Source organism: Pedobacter endophyticus (genome assembly GCF_015679185.1).
GTDB lineage: Bacteria > Bacteroidota > Bacteroidia > Sphingobacteriales > Sphingobacteriaceae > Pedobacter > Pedobacter endophyticus.
Window position 1 is genome coordinate 5,028,179 of record NZ_CP064939.1, and the last position, 17,714, is coordinate 5,045,892.

The 17,714-nt window shown below is 40.7% G+C and carries 14 protein-coding genes; 5 read left to right on the plus strand and 9 right to left on the minus strand.

Annotated features, from left to right (window positions below; all coding sequences use genetic code 11):
• Nucleotides 1-7: 7 nt before the first annotated feature.
• From secDF to IZT61_RS20470, 4 genes are all read right to left on the minus strand, one after another.
• Nucleotides 8-2,989 carry a protein translocase subunit SecDF gene (gene secDF / locus IZT61_RS20455; protein ID WP_196098850.1) on the minus strand — a complete coding sequence of 994 codons (2,982 nt, stop codon included), beginning with the start codon at nucleotides 2,987-2,989 and terminating at the stop codon, nucleotides 8-10.
• A 412-nt stretch (nucleotides 2,990-3,401) separates the two neighbouring features.
• The gene (locus IZT61_RS20460) at nucleotides 3,402-3,896 is read right to left on the minus strand and encodes a dihydrofolate reductase (RefSeq protein WP_196098851.1); all 495 of its coding nucleotides are present in this window, start codon (nucleotides 3,894-3,896) and stop codon (nucleotides 3,402-3,404) included.
• Nucleotides 3,897-4,032: 136 nt separating this feature from the next.
• Nucleotides 4,033-4,206, minus strand: coding sequence for a hypothetical protein (locus IZT61_RS20465; RefSeq protein WP_196098852.1), 174 nt, complete (start codon nucleotides 4,204-4,206; stop codon nucleotides 4,033-4,035).
• A gap of 171 nt (nucleotides 4,207-4,377) precedes the next feature.
• On the minus strand, nucleotides 4,378-5,199 hold the full coding sequence (locus IZT61_RS20470; protein WP_196098853.1) for a thymidylate synthase: 822 nt from the start codon (nucleotides 5,197-5,199) through the stop codon (nucleotides 4,378-4,380).
• 238 nt (nucleotides 5,200-5,437) lie between these two features.
• Between IZT61_RS20470 and ispE the strand changes: the two genes are divergently transcribed.
• From ispE to IZT61_RS20495, 5 genes are all read left to right on the plus strand, one after another.
• Entirely contained in the window at nucleotides 5,438-6,241 is an 804-nt protein-coding gene (ispE, locus tag IZT61_RS20475; protein WP_196098854.1) for a 4-(cytidine 5'-diphospho)-2-C-methyl-D-erythritol kinase, read from the plus strand.
• A gap of 122 nt (nucleotides 6,242-6,363) precedes the next feature.
• Nucleotides 6,364-6,783 (plus strand): OsmC family protein, encoded by a 420-nt coding sequence (locus IZT61_RS20480; RefSeq protein WP_196098855.1) that lies wholly within the window; start codon nucleotides 6,364-6,366, stop codon nucleotides 6,781-6,783.
• A gap of 69 nt (nucleotides 6,784-6,852) precedes the next feature.
• Nucleotides 6,853-8,022, plus strand: a complete 1,170-nt coding sequence (locus IZT61_RS20485) for an O-succinylhomoserine sulfhydrylase (RefSeq protein ID WP_196098856.1) — start codon at nucleotides 6,853-6,855, stop codon at nucleotides 8,020-8,022.
• Between the two features lie 340 nt (nucleotides 8,023-8,362).
• A complete protein-coding gene (locus IZT61_RS20490) occupies nucleotides 8,363-9,085 on the plus strand; it encodes a pirin family protein (protein ID WP_196098857.1) in 723 nt (240 codons plus the stop codon).
• A 97-nt stretch (nucleotides 9,086-9,182) separates the two neighbouring features.
• Nucleotides 9,183-9,479 (plus strand): response regulator, encoded by a 297-nt coding sequence (locus IZT61_RS20495; RefSeq protein WP_196098858.1) that lies wholly within the window; start codon nucleotides 9,183-9,185, stop codon nucleotides 9,477-9,479.
• Nucleotides 9,480-9,861: 382 nt separating this feature from the next.
• Here the strand turns inward: IZT61_RS20495 and IZT61_RS20500 are convergent, their stop codons facing one another.
• The 5 genes from IZT61_RS20500 to tgt all read right to left on the minus strand — a co-directional run bounded on the left by IZT61_RS20500 (nucleotide 9,862) and on the right by tgt (nucleotide 17,510).
• Nucleotides 9,862-10,137 (minus strand): lipopolysaccharide assembly protein LapA domain-containing protein, encoded by a 276-nt coding sequence (locus IZT61_RS20500; RefSeq protein WP_196098859.1) that lies wholly within the window; start codon nucleotides 10,135-10,137, stop codon nucleotides 9,862-9,864.
• 3 nt (nucleotides 10,138-10,140) lie between these two features.
• Nucleotides 10,141-12,945, minus strand: coding sequence for a TolB family protein (locus IZT61_RS20505; RefSeq protein WP_196098860.1), 2,805 nt, complete (start codon nucleotides 12,943-12,945; stop codon nucleotides 10,141-10,143).
• Between the two features lie 1,534 nt (nucleotides 12,946-14,479).
• A complete protein-coding gene (locus IZT61_RS20510; RefSeq protein ID WP_317193166.1) occupies nucleotides 14,480-15,271 on the minus strand; it encodes a DMT family transporter in 792 nt (263 codons plus the stop codon).
• A 3-nt stretch (nucleotides 15,272-15,274) separates the two neighbouring features.
• Complete coding sequence (locus tag IZT61_RS20515; protein WP_196098861.1) at nucleotides 15,275-16,378, minus strand: LptF/LptG family permease; 1,104 nt, start codon at nucleotides 16,376-16,378, stop codon at nucleotides 15,275-15,277.
• 1 nt (nucleotide 16,379) lies between these two features.
• Nucleotides 16,380-17,510, minus strand: a complete 1,131-nt coding sequence (gene tgt / locus IZT61_RS20520) for a tRNA guanosine(34) transglycosylase Tgt (RefSeq protein ID WP_196098862.1) — start codon at nucleotides 17,508-17,510, stop codon at nucleotides 16,380-16,382.
• Nucleotides 17,511-17,714: the final 204 nt, after the last annotated feature.

Below are 17,714 nucleotides of genomic sequence, written 5' to 3' on the forward strand. Positions count from 1 at the left end.
GAACTGTTTATTTTCTCTTCTCTGCAGTGCTTCCCAAATCAATTACGATAGGAGTAGAGATACACAGTGATGAGTAAGTACCGATGATACGACCGATCAATAACGCGAAGATAAACCCGCGGATGCTATCGCCACCGAAAATGAAGATCACCAATAACACAAAGAATACAGTTAATGAAGTCAAAATTGTACGACTTAATGTACTGTTTAATGCGAAATTGATTAATTGGTTACGCTCTTCGCCATGTAAATCTTCTTTACCTTTTTCTTTTAATCGCTCACGGATACGGTCGAAAACAACAACTGTCTCCGTCATGGTGTAACCCATTACGGTTAAGATGGCGGCAATAAAATCCTGACCAATTTCTAGCGAGAACGGCATTACACCATCTAAAATGGTATAGAAAGAGAGTACCATTAATACGTCATGGAATAATGCCAACACGGCACCTAAACCATATTGCCATTTTTTAAATCGAACAACGATGTAGATAAACATGAATATACATGAAATCAATACAGCATAAAATGCACCGTTTACGATGTCGCTGGCGATAATCGGCGTAACCTTTTGCGAGCTTACGATTTCGTATTTAGAATCGCCCAAGCCATTTTTTAATGCATTTTCTACAACCTTATCCGTTTTTATATCCTGATCTTCGATGTAGAAAGTCGTAGTGATTTTTACCTGGCTATCTTCACCTGCAGTTTTAACCTCAGGGGTTTCGTTGCCAAAAACAGGGGTAAGTTTAGTTTTTAAATCTTCGGTGCTAACGGCTTTATCAAAGTGAACCAAATACGTTCTACCACCTTTAAAATCTACACCCAGGTTTAAGCCTCCGTGTTTGAAGTACATGCCAATACCAGCGATGATAATTACACTAGAAATAATGTAGTAAATTTTACGACGGCCTACGAAGTTAAAAGCCAGGTTCTTGAACGCATTACGAGTAAACTTGTTATCGAAGCTAATCTCCATTTTACGGCTCAACATGCCTTCAAAAACAACCCTTGAGATGGCAACGGCAGCAAACAATGAAGAAATAATACCGATACACAACGTAGTTGCAAAACCTTGAACCGGCCCGCTACCGAATGCGTAAAGAATAGCACCCAAGATAAACACTGTAATGTTTGCATCCAAAATTGAAGGCATGGCATGTTTAAAACCTTCTTTGATGGCTGTCGGAATGTTTTTGCCTAAAGCAAGTTCTTCACGTACACGCTCAAATATCAGGATGTTTGCATCAACAGATAAACCAATGGTTAGTACGATACCGGCAATACCAGGTAATGTTAAAACGGCACCGAGCGATACCAAAATACCGATGATGAAGAATAAGTTGATTAACAAAGCGAAGTTTGCAACCCAACCTGCACGGTGATAATACAACGCCATGAAGATCAGGATTACGATAAACGCAATTACGAACGAGATTAAACCATCGTGAATGGCCTGTGCTCCCAAGGTAGGTCCAACTACATAGCTACCTGCAATACGCGCAGGAGCAGGCAATTTACCAGCTTTTAAAATGTTCGATAAATCTTTTGTATCTGCTTGTGTAAAGTTACCGGTGATAGATGAAACACCACCAGCAATTTCGTTTTGAACCGTAGGTGCAGAATAAACCATGTTATCTAATACGATAGCAATCGATTTTTTGTTGTTTGGATCTGCAGCAGCTTCGGCAGTAATCTTTTTCCACTTCGCAGCACCTTCGCTGGTCATGTACATGGTTACTTCCGGCTTGCCTTTTTGATCAAAGTCGGCACGCGAATCGCTGATTGCCTCACCACCTAAATCTGGTTTGCCATCGGCGCTGGTCACCTTTATAGCATACAGTTCGAAAATTTTCGAACCTTCTCTCGGTTTAACGCTCCACATAAATTTCATCGTTGATGGAATTGATGCGGCAACCTCAGGCATTTTTAAATAAGAGTTAACTTTCGCTGTATCTTTTTGTAGGGACATGCCGACTACGGCGCCTGGAACAAGCTGCTGTTGACCGTTCTCACCTTGATAGATGGGAAGGTTAAGCACAGCGTATAATGGGTTCGATTTTGCCAGTTCTGCTCTAACCGCTGTCGAATCTTTTTTTCCGAGGCCAGCAAGCTTGCCTTTATCGGTCGAATCTTTGGTAGCGGCTTTTTCCAATCCAGCCAACTTACTTCCGGCTGCTGCGGCCTTTGTAGTATCGGTAGTTGCAGGCGCTTCGGTTTTTAAAGTCGCAGCTAAGGTTTTATTAATGTTCTCCAATAAAGGATAAACTTCGGTTGATTGGTAAACCTGCCAAAACTGTAATTCGGCAGAACCCTGTAAAAGCTTGGCGATACGATCTTGATCTTGTACGCCTGGCATTTCGATTAAAATGCGGTTACTGCCTTCTTGCTTTTGCATGTTCGGACTAACCACACCAAAACCGTCGATACGCGAACGTAATACGGTAAATGAACGATCGATAGCGCTGGTAGCTTCTTTTTCTAAAAAGTTTTCTACTTCGCTATTGCTGGCGTTTGGTTTTAACTGAGAAGCATTATCTTGATTTGAGAAAAAATCTGCAAGTTTTACACCAGGGCTTAATTTTTCAAATTCGTCAACAAAAATCTTGATGTAATCTTTACCGCCAGCATTTAGTTGAGCTTGTGCGTTTTGAATCGCTTTGTTAAAGTTAGCATCAGTAGGGTTACCCGCTAAAGATTTAACCAATTCAGCTAACGATATCTCCATCGTTACGTTCATCCCGCCTTTTAAGTCTAAACCTAAATTAATCTCTTTCGCTTTTACATCACTGTAAGTAAATCCAATTACTGGATATACTTTTTCGGTACTCATCGAATCTAAGTAAGCCTTTTCTTTGGCTAAATCACCTTTCGCATAGTTTTTTGCGTCTTTTTCTACTTTAGATGCTACCAAAGTAAAAGAAAGTGCATACGCACAAACGATAGCTAGCACTATCGCTATAAACTTAATAAAACCTTTTCCTTGCATTGTTTGTTTAAAATAATTTGTCTTTCGCTGTTTTTAACAAGTCGGCAAATCTAATTAAATTTTTAAATTATAGAACCCCTTAATTAATAATTTATTAAGATTAATTTCTAACATGGAACAATAGCGCAACCGATAGCCGCTTCGAACGCTTTTTATGTTCATCGGTTCAAAAGACTGTTTGTTTGGAGATAATTGCAGAAATTTGTCGGTTGGGTTTAACTCAGCAAATATAACTTTTTTTGACTCGTTGTGGTATTGAGAAGAGGAAATAGGGCCGGTCGTCTGAGGATGCATCCCTCGGCTGGCATTAGCCTGTGTTGCTATCATCGTTGCAAGGCACGAAGCAATCTTATTATAAAGCATGTATACTCCTTCATCTTGGAGAGTTCAGCATCACGACGGCAGGTTTTGTCTACTTCCTTTTCAAAACCTTAAACGTATAATCGTATTTATTTTTCTCGTCTGCTTGATGCGATTCGCTGCTAATCACTTCCCATTCGTTCCGATCAATCTCCGGAAAAAAGGCGTCAGCATCAAAGGTATGGTGTATCGTGGTTAGATAAATGGTGTCGGTTTTGGGTAAAGCCTGACGATAGATTTCAGCTCCGCCTATAATGAAAATTGGACCATCGCTATCTTCACTCAATTTAATCGCTTCGTCTAAACTATTTACAACTTCGGCACCATCAATCTTTAATGAAGCATCCCTCGTAACCACAATATTTCGACGATTTGGCAATGGCTTTCCAACCGAATCAAATGTTTTGCGGCCCATAATCACCGTATGGCCAGAGGTGGTTTGTTTAAAGAATTTTAGATCGGCAGGCATGTGCCATAATAGCTGGTTGTTTCTGCCAATTGCGAAATTATCGGCAACTGCGACGGCTATGTTAAGTTGATTAGTCATTAGTTGATTAGTTCATTAGTTTGCAGCGTTTAATATGCGTAAAGCAGAAGACAAACTAAATGTGCAATAATTTTGATTATGGCTTTTCAGCCTTTTTCCCAATATACTTTATATAGGCGTGAAACCATTGGTATATCTAAGCATTAAGCTTTTGCATCAGATCCGCGTGGCTATTGGTTTTTGTTAGTCTTTCGCCTTTAAAAGTCCTTTTCATAGCCTTTAAAGTCTTTTTATTAGGCATTTCATTGCTTTTTATCTTCATAACAAGGCCTAATTCATCTAATAACGGTTTGGTCTTTAAGTCAGCCATATACAAATATATTAAAAATTAGACTTTAGTAAATTAGCATTACCATTGACTAATGAACCAATAAGTCGAATAGTCATCGGATGAATATAGCAAACGGGCTAGGTATTCATCCGATGACTAATCAAGGAATGACTAATGAACCAATGACAAATGGACCAATGAGCCAATTGACTATACCGCCACCGCACCTTTGATATGCGGATGTGCCTCGTAATTCTCTAAGGTAAAATCTTCGAACTTAAAATCGAAAATACTTTTTACTTCGGGATTTATTCTCATCGTAGGCAAGGCTTTTGGCTCCCTGCTTAATTGAAGATTGGCCTGCTCAATATGGTTGTTGTATAAATGCGCATCGCCAAGCGTGTGAACAAAATCTCCGGCATCTAAATCGCATACCTGCGCCACCATCATCGTTAAAAGGGCGTAAGACGCTATATTAAAAGGAACACCAAGGAAAATATCTGCGCTACGCTGGTACAATTGGCAACTCAACTTGCCCCTTGTTTCGCCTTTCTCGGAATCGGGCGGTGCAACGTAAAACTGAAAAAAGGCATGGCACGGCGGCAAAGCCATATTTTCGATCTCAGCAACATTCCATGCCGAAACAATAATTCTACGCGAATCGGGGTTGTTTTTAATCGTATTAATAATATTCGTAATCTGATCGATGTGTTGCCCATCAGGCGTTGGCCAGCTTCGCCATTGAGAGCCATAAACAGGCCCCAGGTTGCCATTTTCATCCGCCCATTCATCCCAAATCCGAACACCATTCTCTTTCAGGTATTTTATATTCGTATCGCCGCTTAAAAACCAGATCAATTCGTGTATAATCGATTTCAAATGCAACTTTTTCGTCGTAACCATCGGAAAGCCATCTTGCAGGTTAAAGCGCATTTGATGCCCAAAAACGCTAATCGTTCCCGTGCCTGTACGGTCGTGTTTCTGTGTGCCGTTATCCAGCACATGCTGCATTAAATCTAAATATTGTTTCATAAATCCGGCTTAAATCTCAACAGAGGCTTTTAATGGAAAATAATAATTAGGTGCAAATATCTAAAATTTATTAGGCGTTGAAGTTTTTAGTTTTCGACAATCTGATCCTTTTAAACATCACTTGCGATTTGTTTATATTTGAATACTTTGTTATCAAATACCAACAATGTATGTTTGTAAGCAAAGTTCCGAGCAATTTTTCGCATTAAGGACTCACGACTTAAGACTTACGACCAAAATGTTATCCTTCCCAAACGCAAAAATAAATTTAGGCCTAAATATTACAGAAAAACGAAGTGATGGTTACCATAACCTCGAAACCGTTTTTTACCCAATTAATATCAAAGACGCGGTAGAAATAACTGATGCTGAACAGACTTCGTGCAAAATTTACGGCACCAATATTCCCGGCGATGCAAACGATAATTTGTGCATGCGGGCTTATAATCAAATTAAACAAGATTTTGATATTCCTGCACAGCAAATAAGCCTTTTAAAAAATATCCCCGTTGGGGCTGGTCTCGGCGGCGGTTCGGCCGATTGCGCTTTCCTGATTAAGCTGTTGAACGAAAAATTTCGCTTAGGCATGTCGGTTACCACAATGCAAAATTATGCTCGTCGATTAGGCGCCGACTGTGCTTTTTTTATCGAGAACAAACCTGTGTATGCTTTTAATAAAGGCGATGAGTTCGAAAAATGTGAAATAGATTTGTCAGGCTGGTTTAAAGTTTTGGTAAAACCGCCCGTACACGTCAGCACGGCCGATGCCTATGCGCTTGTAAAACCTCAAAAGCCTTTGCAATCGTTAAAAGAAATCATACATTTGTCGCCAACAACATGGAAAAATAAGGTTATCAACGATTTCGAGGCTTCGGTATTCGCAAAATATCCCCAAATTCATCAAATAAAAACCAGTTTATACGATGCAGGCGCAACGTTCGCTTTAATGAGTGGCAGCGGCTCGTCGGTTTTTGCGCTATTTAACGATCCTGTTAAACTGCCCGAACTGGAAAAAGACAACTTAGTTTATTACAATGTTTAAATGTAGCTTAAAGCTGAAAGACAAAAGCTTAAAGCTTTGAACTAATTTTATAAAAAAATGCATAAACGTCTTGCGCTCCCTCCCTTCTGGGGAGGTTGGGGTGGGGCTTGATACTAATAACAATGAACATAAATCTGATCCGCAAAAGCGGAAAATTTAATTTCGAAGCAGAAAACGAGAGCGGTTTTACTGTCGAATTGGATGCCAAAGCCGCAATTGGGGGCGAAGGAAAGGGCTTTAGGCCGATGGAAATGCTGCTAATTGGTTTGGGCGGCTGCAGTGGAATTGATATGGTAAACGTATTAACTAAACAAAAAGAGCCGCTTAACGATATCAAGATTGTCATCAACGCAACCCGCAAGGACGAGGAAATGCCGCCTATTTTTGAAGTGATCGACATTCATTTCGACTTATTTGGCGATTTAAGTGTTGCCAAGGTAGAACGTGCGCTAAACATGACCTTCGATAAATATTGCTCGGTATCGAACATTCTTGGGCGTTCAGCGAAAATTAATTTTACTTACACAATAAAAAAGGTTTAAGGTAGAGGGTTTAAGGCGTAAGGTCTGAAATCTCATATCACAAATCTCAATACTCACATCTCAAAAAAAATGAAATCCGAAAATTTCGAAACCATAGCCATACGCACTCAAACCGAACGCAGTGGTCATAAAGAACATTCTGCGCCAATTTACTTAACATCGAGCTACAAGTTTGATGATGCCGAAGAAATGCGTGCCCTCTTTGCAAACGAAAAAGAAGGAAACGTGTATAGCCGTTATTCGAACCCGAATACATCAGAGTTTATCGAAAAAATGTGTCTTTTAGAGGGGGCAGAAGATGGCTTTGCCACTGCAACCGGCATGGCGGCTATTTTTACAACCTTTGGTGCATTTTTAAAAGCGGGCGATCACATTGTTTCGAGCCGATCTGTTTTTGGCTCTACGCATCAGCTATTAACTAATGTTTTTGCCAAGTGGGGTGTAACTTTCGATTATGCCGACCTTGATAAGCCCGAAGATTGGGAGGCTTTAATTAAGCCAAACACAAAAATGATTTTTGTTGAAACCCCTTCAAATCCTGGGATAGACATTATCGATCTGGAGTTTTTGGGCGATTTAGCCAAAAAGCACAATCAACTTTTGGTGGTTGATAACTGTTTTGCCACACCATATTTACAACAACCTATCAAGCTTGGGGCACATATTTCTATTCATTCGGCTACAAAATATATCGATGGACAGGGGCGCGTTTTGGGTGGAATAATTTTAGGACGAAAGGATTTAATTACCGAAATTGTGATGTTTGCCCGCCATAGCGGCCCATCTTTATCAGCCTTTAATGCCTGGATTTTATCAAAAAGCTTAGAAACATTGGCCGTTCGCATGGATCGCCATTGCGAGAACGCATTAAAAGTAGCCGAATACCTGGAGAAACATCCTAAAATAAAGTTGGTGAAATACCCATTTTTGCCATCTCACCCGCAGTACGAAATTGCCAAAAAGCAAATGAGGCAGGGCGGCGGTATTGTAACCGTTGTTGTGCACGGTGGAATTGAAGGCGCCCGGAAGTTTATGGATGGGTTGAAAATGTTTTCTATCTCTGCAAACCTGGCCGATACCCGCTCAATAGCCACACATCCGGCAACGAGCACGCACAGTAAATTAACCGAAGAAGAACGCAATATAGTAGGTATAGAGCAAGGTTCAATTCGTTTGTCGATTGGTTTAGAGCATATTAATGATATTTTAGCCGATATTGAACAGGCGTTGAACGATTAGAACTATCCGTCATTTCCGCTGAATCTTTCCAGCGAAAGGAGAAATGATGATTTACCCCTCCGGTCGGTGTTTCACCGATCGGTAAAACGCAATATTCTGAGAGATACACAAGATTAAAATTATACGCCCTTTCGAGTGCAGCCGCGAAATCTGTATGCAAGGTCCAAAAATTTCTACCCGGGTTCCATAAAAGCATTCCTTGCCGTTCTTTCATTGCGCTTGGCCAACTCCAACTCCCAACTCAAAACTCCCAACTCAAACTCCAAACTTTCTTACCCTACATCAATGCTGCGCTCCGCTACCTGCAGTAAATTTGTATCATAAACAAGAAAGGAAATTTATGTCACAGTTCATTTTGCACAAAGAAAATACCAGGGGCCATGCAAATCATGGTTGGTTAAATGCACATCACTCATTCAGTTTTGCCAATTACTACAATCCTGAAAGAATGCATTTTGGAGTTTTACGGGTTTTAAATGATGACTTAATTGATGGAGGAATGGGTTTCGGAACGCATCCACACGACAATATGGAAATTATTACGATTCCATTGGCCGGAGCAATTGCGCATAAAGACAGCATGGGAAATTCGGCCGTAATTAAGAGCGGAGAGATACAGGTGATGAGCGCCGGAACTGGTGTAAGCCACAGCGAATTTAATGCGTTGGAAGACCAGAAATTGAGTTTATTGCAAATCTGGTTGTTCCCTAATAAAAAGAATGTTACGCCACGTTACGATCAGCTGACTTTAGATGCAGATGCACGCCACAATAATTTTCAGCAAATCTTATCGCCGAGTGCCGATGATGCGGGTGTTTGGATCCATCAGGACGCCTGGTTCTCGTTAGGCAAATTTGATGAAGGCTTTGAAACCGAATATAAGATCAAAAAAGCTGGAAACGGCGTTTACGCCTTCGTAATAGGTGGCGAAGTAACCATAAATGGTCAAACATTAAGCACCCGAGATGGTTTGGGAATTTGGGATGTAGACAGCATTAGCTTCAAGGCAAACACCGCCGATGCTGAAGTGCTGTTGATGGATGTTCCGATGGAATTGAATTAAACACTTATTAATTTTTGTCATACTGAGCCTGTCGAGGTACCTTAAACATCTTGATAGGTTCAATGTGACAATTTTATTTTTTTAAGCTTTTGTGATCATGCAAACTACCATACTTTATATCGGCAGAGACACTGAAATTACCACCGTGATGAATCGCCTGCTTAACGCCCGACCGGAATGGAAGGGAATTTGCGTTTGCTCGGATGAAGAGGCGATCGCACTATGCAAGGAAAACGAAATTGATTTGGTTTTGTTGGGAAATGGCATAGACCAACAAACAGAAGTTGATTTAAGAGCAAACCTTTTGGCGCTTCGACCGAATGTAAAAATCATTCAGCATTATGGTGGAGGAAGTGGTCTGCTTTACGGCGAGATTATGACGGCGCTAAGTTAATCACTCTTGCAACAATGTGATTTTAAACATTTAGTAGCCCTGAATACGCTATGATGTTGAAGCACCTGCAGCAGATGAAAGAGATGTTTCGTGGCTAGGATTGACGATTTTTGAAGTGATCCAAAAATCGTCATTTTCGACCGAGCGAGAGAATCTTCTAACGTTGGGTAGAGATTTATCGGCTGCGCTCGAAATGACGACATTTTCTACGAGCCCTCTTCTGAATGTTCTCGTCCGGTCAGGCGGAAATTAAAACTCAGCACGACCGCTGCGGTAGAGAATCTTCTAAAACATTAAATCATAATCTTATTGCGCTAAACTCCCAACTCCCAACTCCCAACTCCCAACTCAAAACTCCCAACTCCCAACTCAAAACTCCCTTCTAACTAATATAATCCCGATCTTCATCGCTTAACTCGCTTTTGCTGGTTGTTTGGTTGCGGTCAATTTCGTCGTCGTAACTGCTTACCGTCTTTTTCGGGCGCCCCGCAACGAAGCCAATAATAAAACCGACAACGATGCAGACTCCGATTACCAAAAGTTTAGACACCGCAAAGGTGACAAACAAGAAGTTGAAATCGACCGGTTCGACATTTAACATTAAAAAAATGGTCAACAGTGCTGTAAGGATGATGATGAAAATGGTTTTTCCGCTCATTGGTTAAAAGCTATAATTAAATGAAAATTCAAATATCGGATGCTGATTGTAAATTTTATTAACGAAAACAACCCTTGTTCCTAAATCAACAACAGGTTGATACCTTAAAATGTTTACGCTCGTATTTAGCTCAAAACCGTAAGTTTTGGGCGCTCCAATGTTTGAATCTACGCCAATATTTTCGTAATGGCAAAATAAACCTGCCCTAAAGTTTCGAACATACGCCAGCGGACCGATTTCCCAATCAGGAAAGGCAAAGGGAAAACGGTAATTAAAGAGCATGCTATTCTGCAATTTGCTTTTTGCCAAAATATTGTTGTAACCATAAACCGTTGCAATTTCAGTTGCATATTGGTTTACGCCAGAAGCTTTTTGATAATTGAAGCTCGCCAGAAAACTATGGTTTTTGAAAAAACCGGGGAAGTAGAAGAAGCTTTCCAAAGCCATGATTTCGCCGCCAAGATTTTTATCGAACGGCTGGTGGTTGTAAGTGGCCCTCAAAACCTGCGCCCATTTTGGCGCAATGTCTCGCTCCGTCGTGCGCACACTGTGATTGAATGTGAAATTGTACTCCAGCGGAAACTTAAGTCTGCGAATAAAATTGGTCGGCATATTTTCAGGCTGGTAGCGTTGCGTAAAACTGGTTGCGGCGTTTAACGTAAACGCATAATTTTGATTGCGGGCATTGAACGATAATGGAAGGGAAGCATTAAACTTGATGTAGTGTTCACGCCAGTCGCCTTGCTGAATCGCATTTTTAGATCGATAGAACGATCTTCTCGGTCGGTCGCGATACAGAACGCTTAACACAGGATAGAGCGCCTTGTAGCTAACGTCTGCCGTGTATTCAAATCGGTGTAGATCGCGGTGATATTTTGCGCCCGTGTAAAAATCCATCGTGTTTAACAAATTGTTCGATTGAAGCTCAAGTCCAAACACATATTCATTATCGATAACGGGCACGATACTGTGAAATGAAAATAGATTTAGTGCCTGATGGTATGGCTCCGATTTGAAAGTGCTGTCCGGAATGTTCGCAAAAACATTGCCCACATTTTCCTGCTGCTCAGCCGCCGCAGAAAAATCTACAAAACTATTTTCGCCCACAGGTTTTTCGGTCAACCTTTCCTCCGCAATCTCATAACCGTTCATTTTGTAATCGTTAAAAATGATCGCTCCATCTTCCGTTTCTGAAGGATTGAAAGCGCCGTATTTCGAATTGCTTAAAGCCGTAATTTTTTTCGTTTCGATATCGATGGAATAAATGTTGTCGATGCCATTAAAGTGCGCATTAAAAACAATTTTATCCCCGATAAAGATTGGCCTGCTCAACTGCTGCCGGCTGTTGCCAATCAGCACCGTCTTTTTATTGCTGTCAAGCAGGCACAAGCTTTTTCCTTTTTCGCTTACGCTGATGTACACAATGCGATTTCCGCTTTTGTCGAAACCTGGTGTTTGTAAGATCGCGTTTTCGGGGTTCGGATAAACCTTTGTGATGTTGCCAGCCACCGCATCAATTTCGACCAGATTAAACTGGTTGTTGAGCTCAACTTTCGAAGCAATTATTTTCTTTCCATCTGCAGATAGGCTAGGGGAGAAGAGCCGACTTTTGCTGCTCAGTTTTTTAAATTTTTTTGTCTTCAAATTATACGAACAAATTACGCTGTAACTCCTTTGTTTGTATCGCGGATCGTAACGAATTTCGTCCCATACAACCACGCCATTTTTGTAGCTAAACCAGGGCTGTTCCTGATAGCCGATTCCAAATAATTTTTGTTCAGATTGATCTTCATTTATAACCACGAAATATCGTGCCTCTTGTTTACTTTCTTTAAGTGCTAAAATTCTGTTTTTGTTTAACCGAACCGGCAAGAAATAATTTGTTGCCACACCCGTTTTTTTGTTGATGCTTTTATAGTTTTCAGTCTCATTATTTTCTTCCTGATTTTTCCATTTTTCGGTTGCGTTTTTTTGAACCGATAAGAAATAGTTTTTCGTGTTTTGATTAGAGAATTTTTTAAGGCTCCGCGAAAACGGATAAAGCCTTAGCGGCCTCCGTCTGATGTCGGTCAACAGGCTGTCTGAAAAAAACCTTCCATATTTTTCTCTCATGTCCGCCGCCATCAAATAACCCATCTGGTAGTAGCCCGGAGTAACGTCTCGGTTCGAGCCGAAATACGCTTTACTGTAAGAGAACTTTTTGCCCTCCAAAACTGAAGCTCTAAAAGGCATGATCCAATTCGGCTGTCGGCCCCGGCCCGACTCGGTCCAAGCGGTTTCGGTAACTACGGCATCGCCCTCAAAAAACCAGGTGGGCAACCCCGCACCAAAGTAAGCGAAATAAACCAACTCGGGAAAGGGGTGCGCCTGCGCTCCTGTCAATTTGTCAAACTGTGCAACGTGTCGGAGTTCGTGTACCGCAAGGTTGTTTAACCAATCTTGACTATCAAAGTACTGGGGCGGTGTTGCGTAAAGCTCTGCTTTCTTCGGCCCCAGCTGAACGAAGCCATTTGCGATTGTTTCCTGATTTTGCAGCAAGAGTGGGATGGAGGTATTTTGTTGCCCTAAGCCAGTCGCCACCCTACGGTAAGTAAGCGGCAAGGTATTGGCCATTCGTTGCGCTTCGATTTCTAGTTTGTCAGGGTAGATGATCTTGAAGCCGTCAGCGCGAATATACCTCCACTTTACACTAAGGGGGTTCTGAGCAGTGCTGAAAATTTGCCCAAAAACTGATACTGAACTTAAACTTAATGTAATTATCGTTAATATGCTGATAAGTAATTTATTGAGTATGTTATTTGACGTCATAAAATTGAATTGCTAAAATTATTAGTTTTTCGATTTTTTTCAATTTCTCTTTATATTAATCGTTAATTTATTTGATTATTTTTATAGACTGATTAACAGTATCTTGTGTAGTTTAAATAAAGTTGGTTTCTCCATTGTAAATGGATTGATCTATGCGTTTTAATTGATGTTTTTGAAGCAGAAACATCGATTTGTCTTTTAAACGCTTTAAGCCATTAATTTACACTTAATAATCGATTTTCCTTGAAAATTTTTTTGATGGTTACTGATTTACCTTACGATTTTTCAGGCTGACTAAACTTTCAGTAGAATGGAATTTTGCGTTCAGGAACATGGTTCAAAGTATATCCCCGCGAAATCAGTCTTGATCTAAATTTATTAACTCCAGCATCGGCCCTAATGATGCGTTTGTAAAAAGAGAAATTGGGTAAACGAGATCGAGAAGTGCAAGGTAAAAGAGGTCGCTATATTTTTAAAACCAGACTTCTTTTTCCAGAATAGGACAAGACAATTAAAAGAGTAAAATTTTATTTATGACTAAATGGCAGAATAAATTCTGTGATAATTTTGCGCCTGAGCGACCGTATTACTTTCGAACTTCGGCACTCGAACTGTCCATTCGGTGCTGAAAAAACAGTCTGCGTTTTCAAAAAAAATGTATCTCATATCACTTCAAAACAACAGATTTCTCCTGTTATTTTTCTTACTTGCAACCTTATTCTTAGTGAAATATGTATATCAAGCGGAGGTTTTGAGGTCCAAAACTGGATTAAAATCGAGCCGCTAATGCAATTTCCTTGCGATATTGCTCAAATCTGAATTTTCAATTCATTTTTATCTCAAACCTTCATGCTGAGTTTTATCAACTTGATTAACAATAAGTTATAATTATTTTCTGGAGTAGAACCGTGGTTTGGGTAAAAGTTAATAAACGCTGCTATTTATTAGGGTGAATGAATGTTTTCCTGTATTTTATCAATACTATATGCGCTTTTTATTGCCCAAATAGGTTAAGTACAAGCACCGATAACGTTCTTGTTTCTTTGCTACTGCAATGAAATTCTGATGTACTTTAAAAGTATTTATAATTTCATTGGATGTTGTGTACCGAAGTCGATGGGTAAAATTACCTTGTTTTTGATTGCCGTGAAGGTGAAGTTTCAGGTGTCAGATTCATGGTGAATGTGCTAACAAATCAGCCGATTTAAAGCGGCCAGATACCGAATTACACGAGTGTTTTATAGGTGCTTTTTTTGGATGTTTTAGTCGGTACTAAATCTTAATAGCATGGAGATTTTAGCGCTCGGTTTTGTTGCCTGTGATCGGTCAATTTTTGATCGGAATTATGACTTCAACAGGAGTAGTATCGCCTAGAGTTTTTTGCTCAAATGGTGCCTGCTTTTATTGCTGTTTTTCGCGACAAATTATGCGGCTTCTTACGGTTAAATTTAGTGCTTGTTTCTTCTCTTTTTATAAACTGGATACAGGAATATCGAACCAAGAATAATGATTGCTCCGGCGTAAAATCCGCCTGTCATTTGCTCTGTAGTTTGAAGAAAAGGAATGCCAGCAAAACCCCATAAACGGGTTCTAAATTGGTAATTAATGCTACCCGAAAAGCGGATAATGTTCGCATTACCGAAACGCCCGCCACGTAGGCTACGGATGTACACACGGTGCCTAAAATTGCAACGTATACCCAGTCCATTGTGTTCATGTTGAAGTGCGTGTTAATGAGCGATCCGTTGTATAATCGGTACAAGGTGATCCAGAACAATGCCCCCACCAGTTCGTAAAATCCGATGATTGCAGGTTCGCTTTTTTGCACCAGCGTAGAGTTGATAATGGAGAACAAACTCGAAGCCACGGCTGCCAGTAAACCAAAGATGATTCCCAAGGTGTATTGGCTCTCAAACTTAAAGATCAGATAGATGCCAAGGATGATTAACAGACCGACAAAAATGTCGCCCGGCTGTAGTGGTAGTTTCTTAATCAGCGGCTCTAAAATTGCCGTAAACAAGGTGAATGACGAAAGGCAAACCAGTGTAACGGAAACGGTGGAAACCTTGATGGCGTGGAAGAAAAAAATCCAATGAATGGCCACTAATGCCCCGGTTGCGAAGAACTGGTAAAACTGTTTTTTGGTGACGGCGATATTCTTTTTAGTAGCCAGAAACCAGGCGAAAAGGGTTACCGTAGCAATTAATACCCTGTACCAAACCAACGGTACGGCATCAATAGAAATTACTTTACCGAGTACGCCGGTAAAGCCCCAAACCAATACCGTTAAGTGCAGTATCAGGAGGTTCTTTTTTGTTGCATCCATACGCTATTTTGGAGCTTTCCTGAGCAAGTATAAACCCAGCAGGCCAAAGAAGATTGATGGCATAACTACTGCAACCAACGGCGGCAGCCCACCCTTTGTTGAGAACATTTGTGCAAATTGATTAAACACAATGTAAGCGAAGCTGATGAATATGCCGATACCCAAAGAAACACCGACGCCACCGCGTACTTTTCGTGAGGAAAGCGCCACGCCAATCAGCGTTAAAACAAATGCCGAAAGGGGGTGGAAATAGCGTTTATAACGTTCAAACTGCAGGTCGTTCATAATGCCCGTACCACGTATCTTTTCTTTCTGAATCTTTACCGAAAGTTCGTGTGTGGTTAGGTTTTGCACCACATTATCATAGGCAGAAAAATCATTTGGGCGCATATCCAAAATGGTATCTTTTAGCTTTCCGTTTCCATAAATCATAGTCTCTTTAAGGCCATCAATTTTGCGGATGGAATAGTTACTTAGCTGCCATTTTCGTTTAAGCGAATCCCATTTAATATTTTCGGCGATAATCTTTTTTGTCAGCACATCTCCCTCAAAATTATCCAACGAGAACCGATAACCAGAGTTGGTCTTGTTATCGAAATTGTCGATGAAGATATAAGTTTTGTCATCCAGTTTCATGTGGATGTTCGACTTTGTGGATGGGTCGTTTCGCTTTACATACGTATTCTCAAACTTGTTTTTTAAAGTATTGGTATAAGGTAATATGTACAGGTTTGAAGCAAGGTTAACAGAAAATATAATGCTTGCAGACACAAAATAAGGGAATAAGAACCTGTTGAAGCTTACACCGCCGCTCAATATCGGCACAATCTCCGTTTGATCGGCCATTTTTGCTGTAAAGAAAATTACCGCAATAAAATTGATGAGCGGAGAAAGCATATTAACATAAAAGGGAACCGAGCCTGCGTAATACTGAGAAACAATTCCCCAGAAACTTAGGCCGCTTTTCATAAAATCATCCATCTTTTCCGATATGTCGAACACAACAATTATAATCACAAAAATGGCCAGGGTGTACACAAATGTACCCAGGTATTTTCCGATGATGTATTGATCGATGATCTTGATTTTCCCTTTTAACAGACTCATTTTATAGTTTATTGCCTAAAACTTTAACCATTTTATTTTTCCATTCGTAAAACTCGCCTGCAAGGATTTTTTCGCGGGCCTGCTTTACGAGCCACAAATAAAAATGCAGATTGTGCAAGGTAGCAATTTGTGCGCCAAGCATCTCATTACTATGCACCAAATGTCGTAAATAGGCTTTGCTCGTTACTTTATCCACATGCAGATCGCTTTCAGCATCCAACGGCGAAAAATCGTCTTCCCATTTTTTATTTCTGATGTTGATAATGCCGTTCCTAGTAAACAACATGCCGTTGCGGGCGTTGCGTGTTGGCATTACACAATCGAACATATCTACGCCAAGGGCAATGTTTTCCAGTATGTTAATTGGTGTCCCTACGCCCATTAAATAACGTGGTTTTTCGTACGGTAATATATCACAAACTACCTCGGTCATTGCATACATCTCTTCGGCAGGTTCGCCCACAGAAAGTCCGCCGATTGCATTTCCCTCACGTTCCATACTTGCAATAAACTCTGCCGATTTTATTCGCAGATCCTTGTAAACAGAACCCTGAACAATTGGGAAAAGTGTTTGGTCGAACCCGTACTTCGGTTCCGTATTGTCGAAATGCGTACAACAGCGCTGTAACCAGCGGTGCGTCATTTTAATCGATTCGGCCGCATAGCGATAATCGCACGGGTAGGGTGTACACTCATCAAACGCCATAATAATATCGGCGCCAATGGTGCGTTGAATATCCATTGCATATTCGGGCGTAAACAAGTGCTTTGAGCCATCAATATGCGAGTTAAAGGTAACTCCTTCTTCCTTAATCTTGCGTACTTTACTCAGCGAGTACACTTGATAACCACCGCTGTCGGTCAAAATTGGCCTGTCCCAGCCGATGAACTGGTGTAATCCCCCAGCCCTCTCCAAAATGTCTAAACCCGGTCTGAGGTATAAGTGATAAGTGTTACCGAGGATAATTTGAGCGTCGATATCTTGTTTTAATTCCCGCTGGTGAACGGCTTTAACCGTTCCGGCGGTACCAACAGGCATAAAAATGGGGGTTTGTATTTCGCCATGAGCAGTGGTAATTGTTCCGGCCCTGGCTTTAGACTGTAAATCTTTCGCCTGTAAACTAAACTTCATAAGTGTTTTTTCTCGTCAAAAATCTGCCAAAAATAACAAAAATTGAGGGTATATTTTTAAATAGCGTTACGCTAACTTTTTTATCGCCTTAAACACATTAAATTGCCATTTAAGCTTTGGGCTTTGGTTTGAGCTTGACGTCTGAATTTTAGGCTTTCTACGCGTCTAAACCCTACGCCTTACCCCCTTTAGCTTACGGCTTCA

What these genes read in the sequence shown, in the direction of transcription:
- IZT61_RS20500 (WP_196098859.1), bottom strand. Translation starts at nt 10,137, where the DNA reads ATGAGCGGAAAAACCATTTTCATCATCATCCTTACAGCACTGTTGACC.
- secDF (WP_196098850.1), bottom strand. Translation starts at nt 2,989, where the DNA reads ATGCAAGGAAAAGGTTTTATTAAGTTTATAGCGATAGTGCTAGCTATC.
- tgt (WP_196098862.1), bottom strand. Translation starts at nt 17,510, where the DNA reads ATGAAGTTTAGTTTACAGGCGAAAGATTTACAGTCTAAAGCCAGGGCC.
- IZT61_RS20480 (WP_196098855.1), top strand. Translation starts at nt 6,364, where the DNA reads ATGAACATAAATCTGATCCGCAAAAGCGGAAAATTTAATTTCGAAGCA.
- IZT61_RS20470 (WP_196098853.1), bottom strand. Translation starts at nt 5,199, where the DNA reads ATGAAACAATATTTAGATTTAATGCAGCATGTGCTGGATAACGGCACA.
- IZT61_RS20495 (WP_196098858.1), top strand. Translation starts at nt 9,183, where the DNA reads ATGCAAACTACCATACTTTATATCGGCAGAGACACTGAAATTACCACC.
- IZT61_RS20510 (WP_317193166.1), bottom strand. Translation starts at nt 15,271, where the DNA reads ATGGATGCAACAAAAAAGAACCTCCTGATACTGCACTTAACGGTATTG.
- ispE (WP_196098854.1), top strand. Translation starts at nt 5,438, where the DNA reads ATGTTATCCTTCCCAAACGCAAAAATAAATTTAGGCCTAAATATTACA.
- IZT61_RS20515 (WP_196098861.1), bottom strand. Translation starts at nt 16,378, where the DNA reads ATGAGTCTGTTAAAAGGGAAAATCAAGATCATCGATCAATACATCATC.
- IZT61_RS20465 (WP_196098852.1), bottom strand. Translation starts at nt 4,206, where the DNA reads ATGGCTGACTTAAAGACCAAACCGTTATTAGATGAATTAGGCCTTGTT.
- IZT61_RS20485 (WP_196098856.1), top strand. Translation starts at nt 6,853, where the DNA reads ATGAAATCCGAAAATTTCGAAACCATAGCCATACGCACTCAAACCGAA.
- IZT61_RS20460 (WP_196098851.1), bottom strand. Translation starts at nt 3,896, where the DNA reads ATGACTAATCAACTTAACATAGCCGTCGCAGTTGCCGATAATTTCGCA.
- IZT61_RS20490 (WP_196098857.1), top strand. Translation starts at nt 8,363, where the DNA reads ATGTCACAGTTCATTTTGCACAAAGAAAATACCAGGGGCCATGCAAAT.
- IZT61_RS20505 (WP_196098860.1), bottom strand. Translation starts at nt 12,945, where the DNA reads ATGACGTCAAATAACATACTCAATAAATTACTTATCAGCATATTAACG.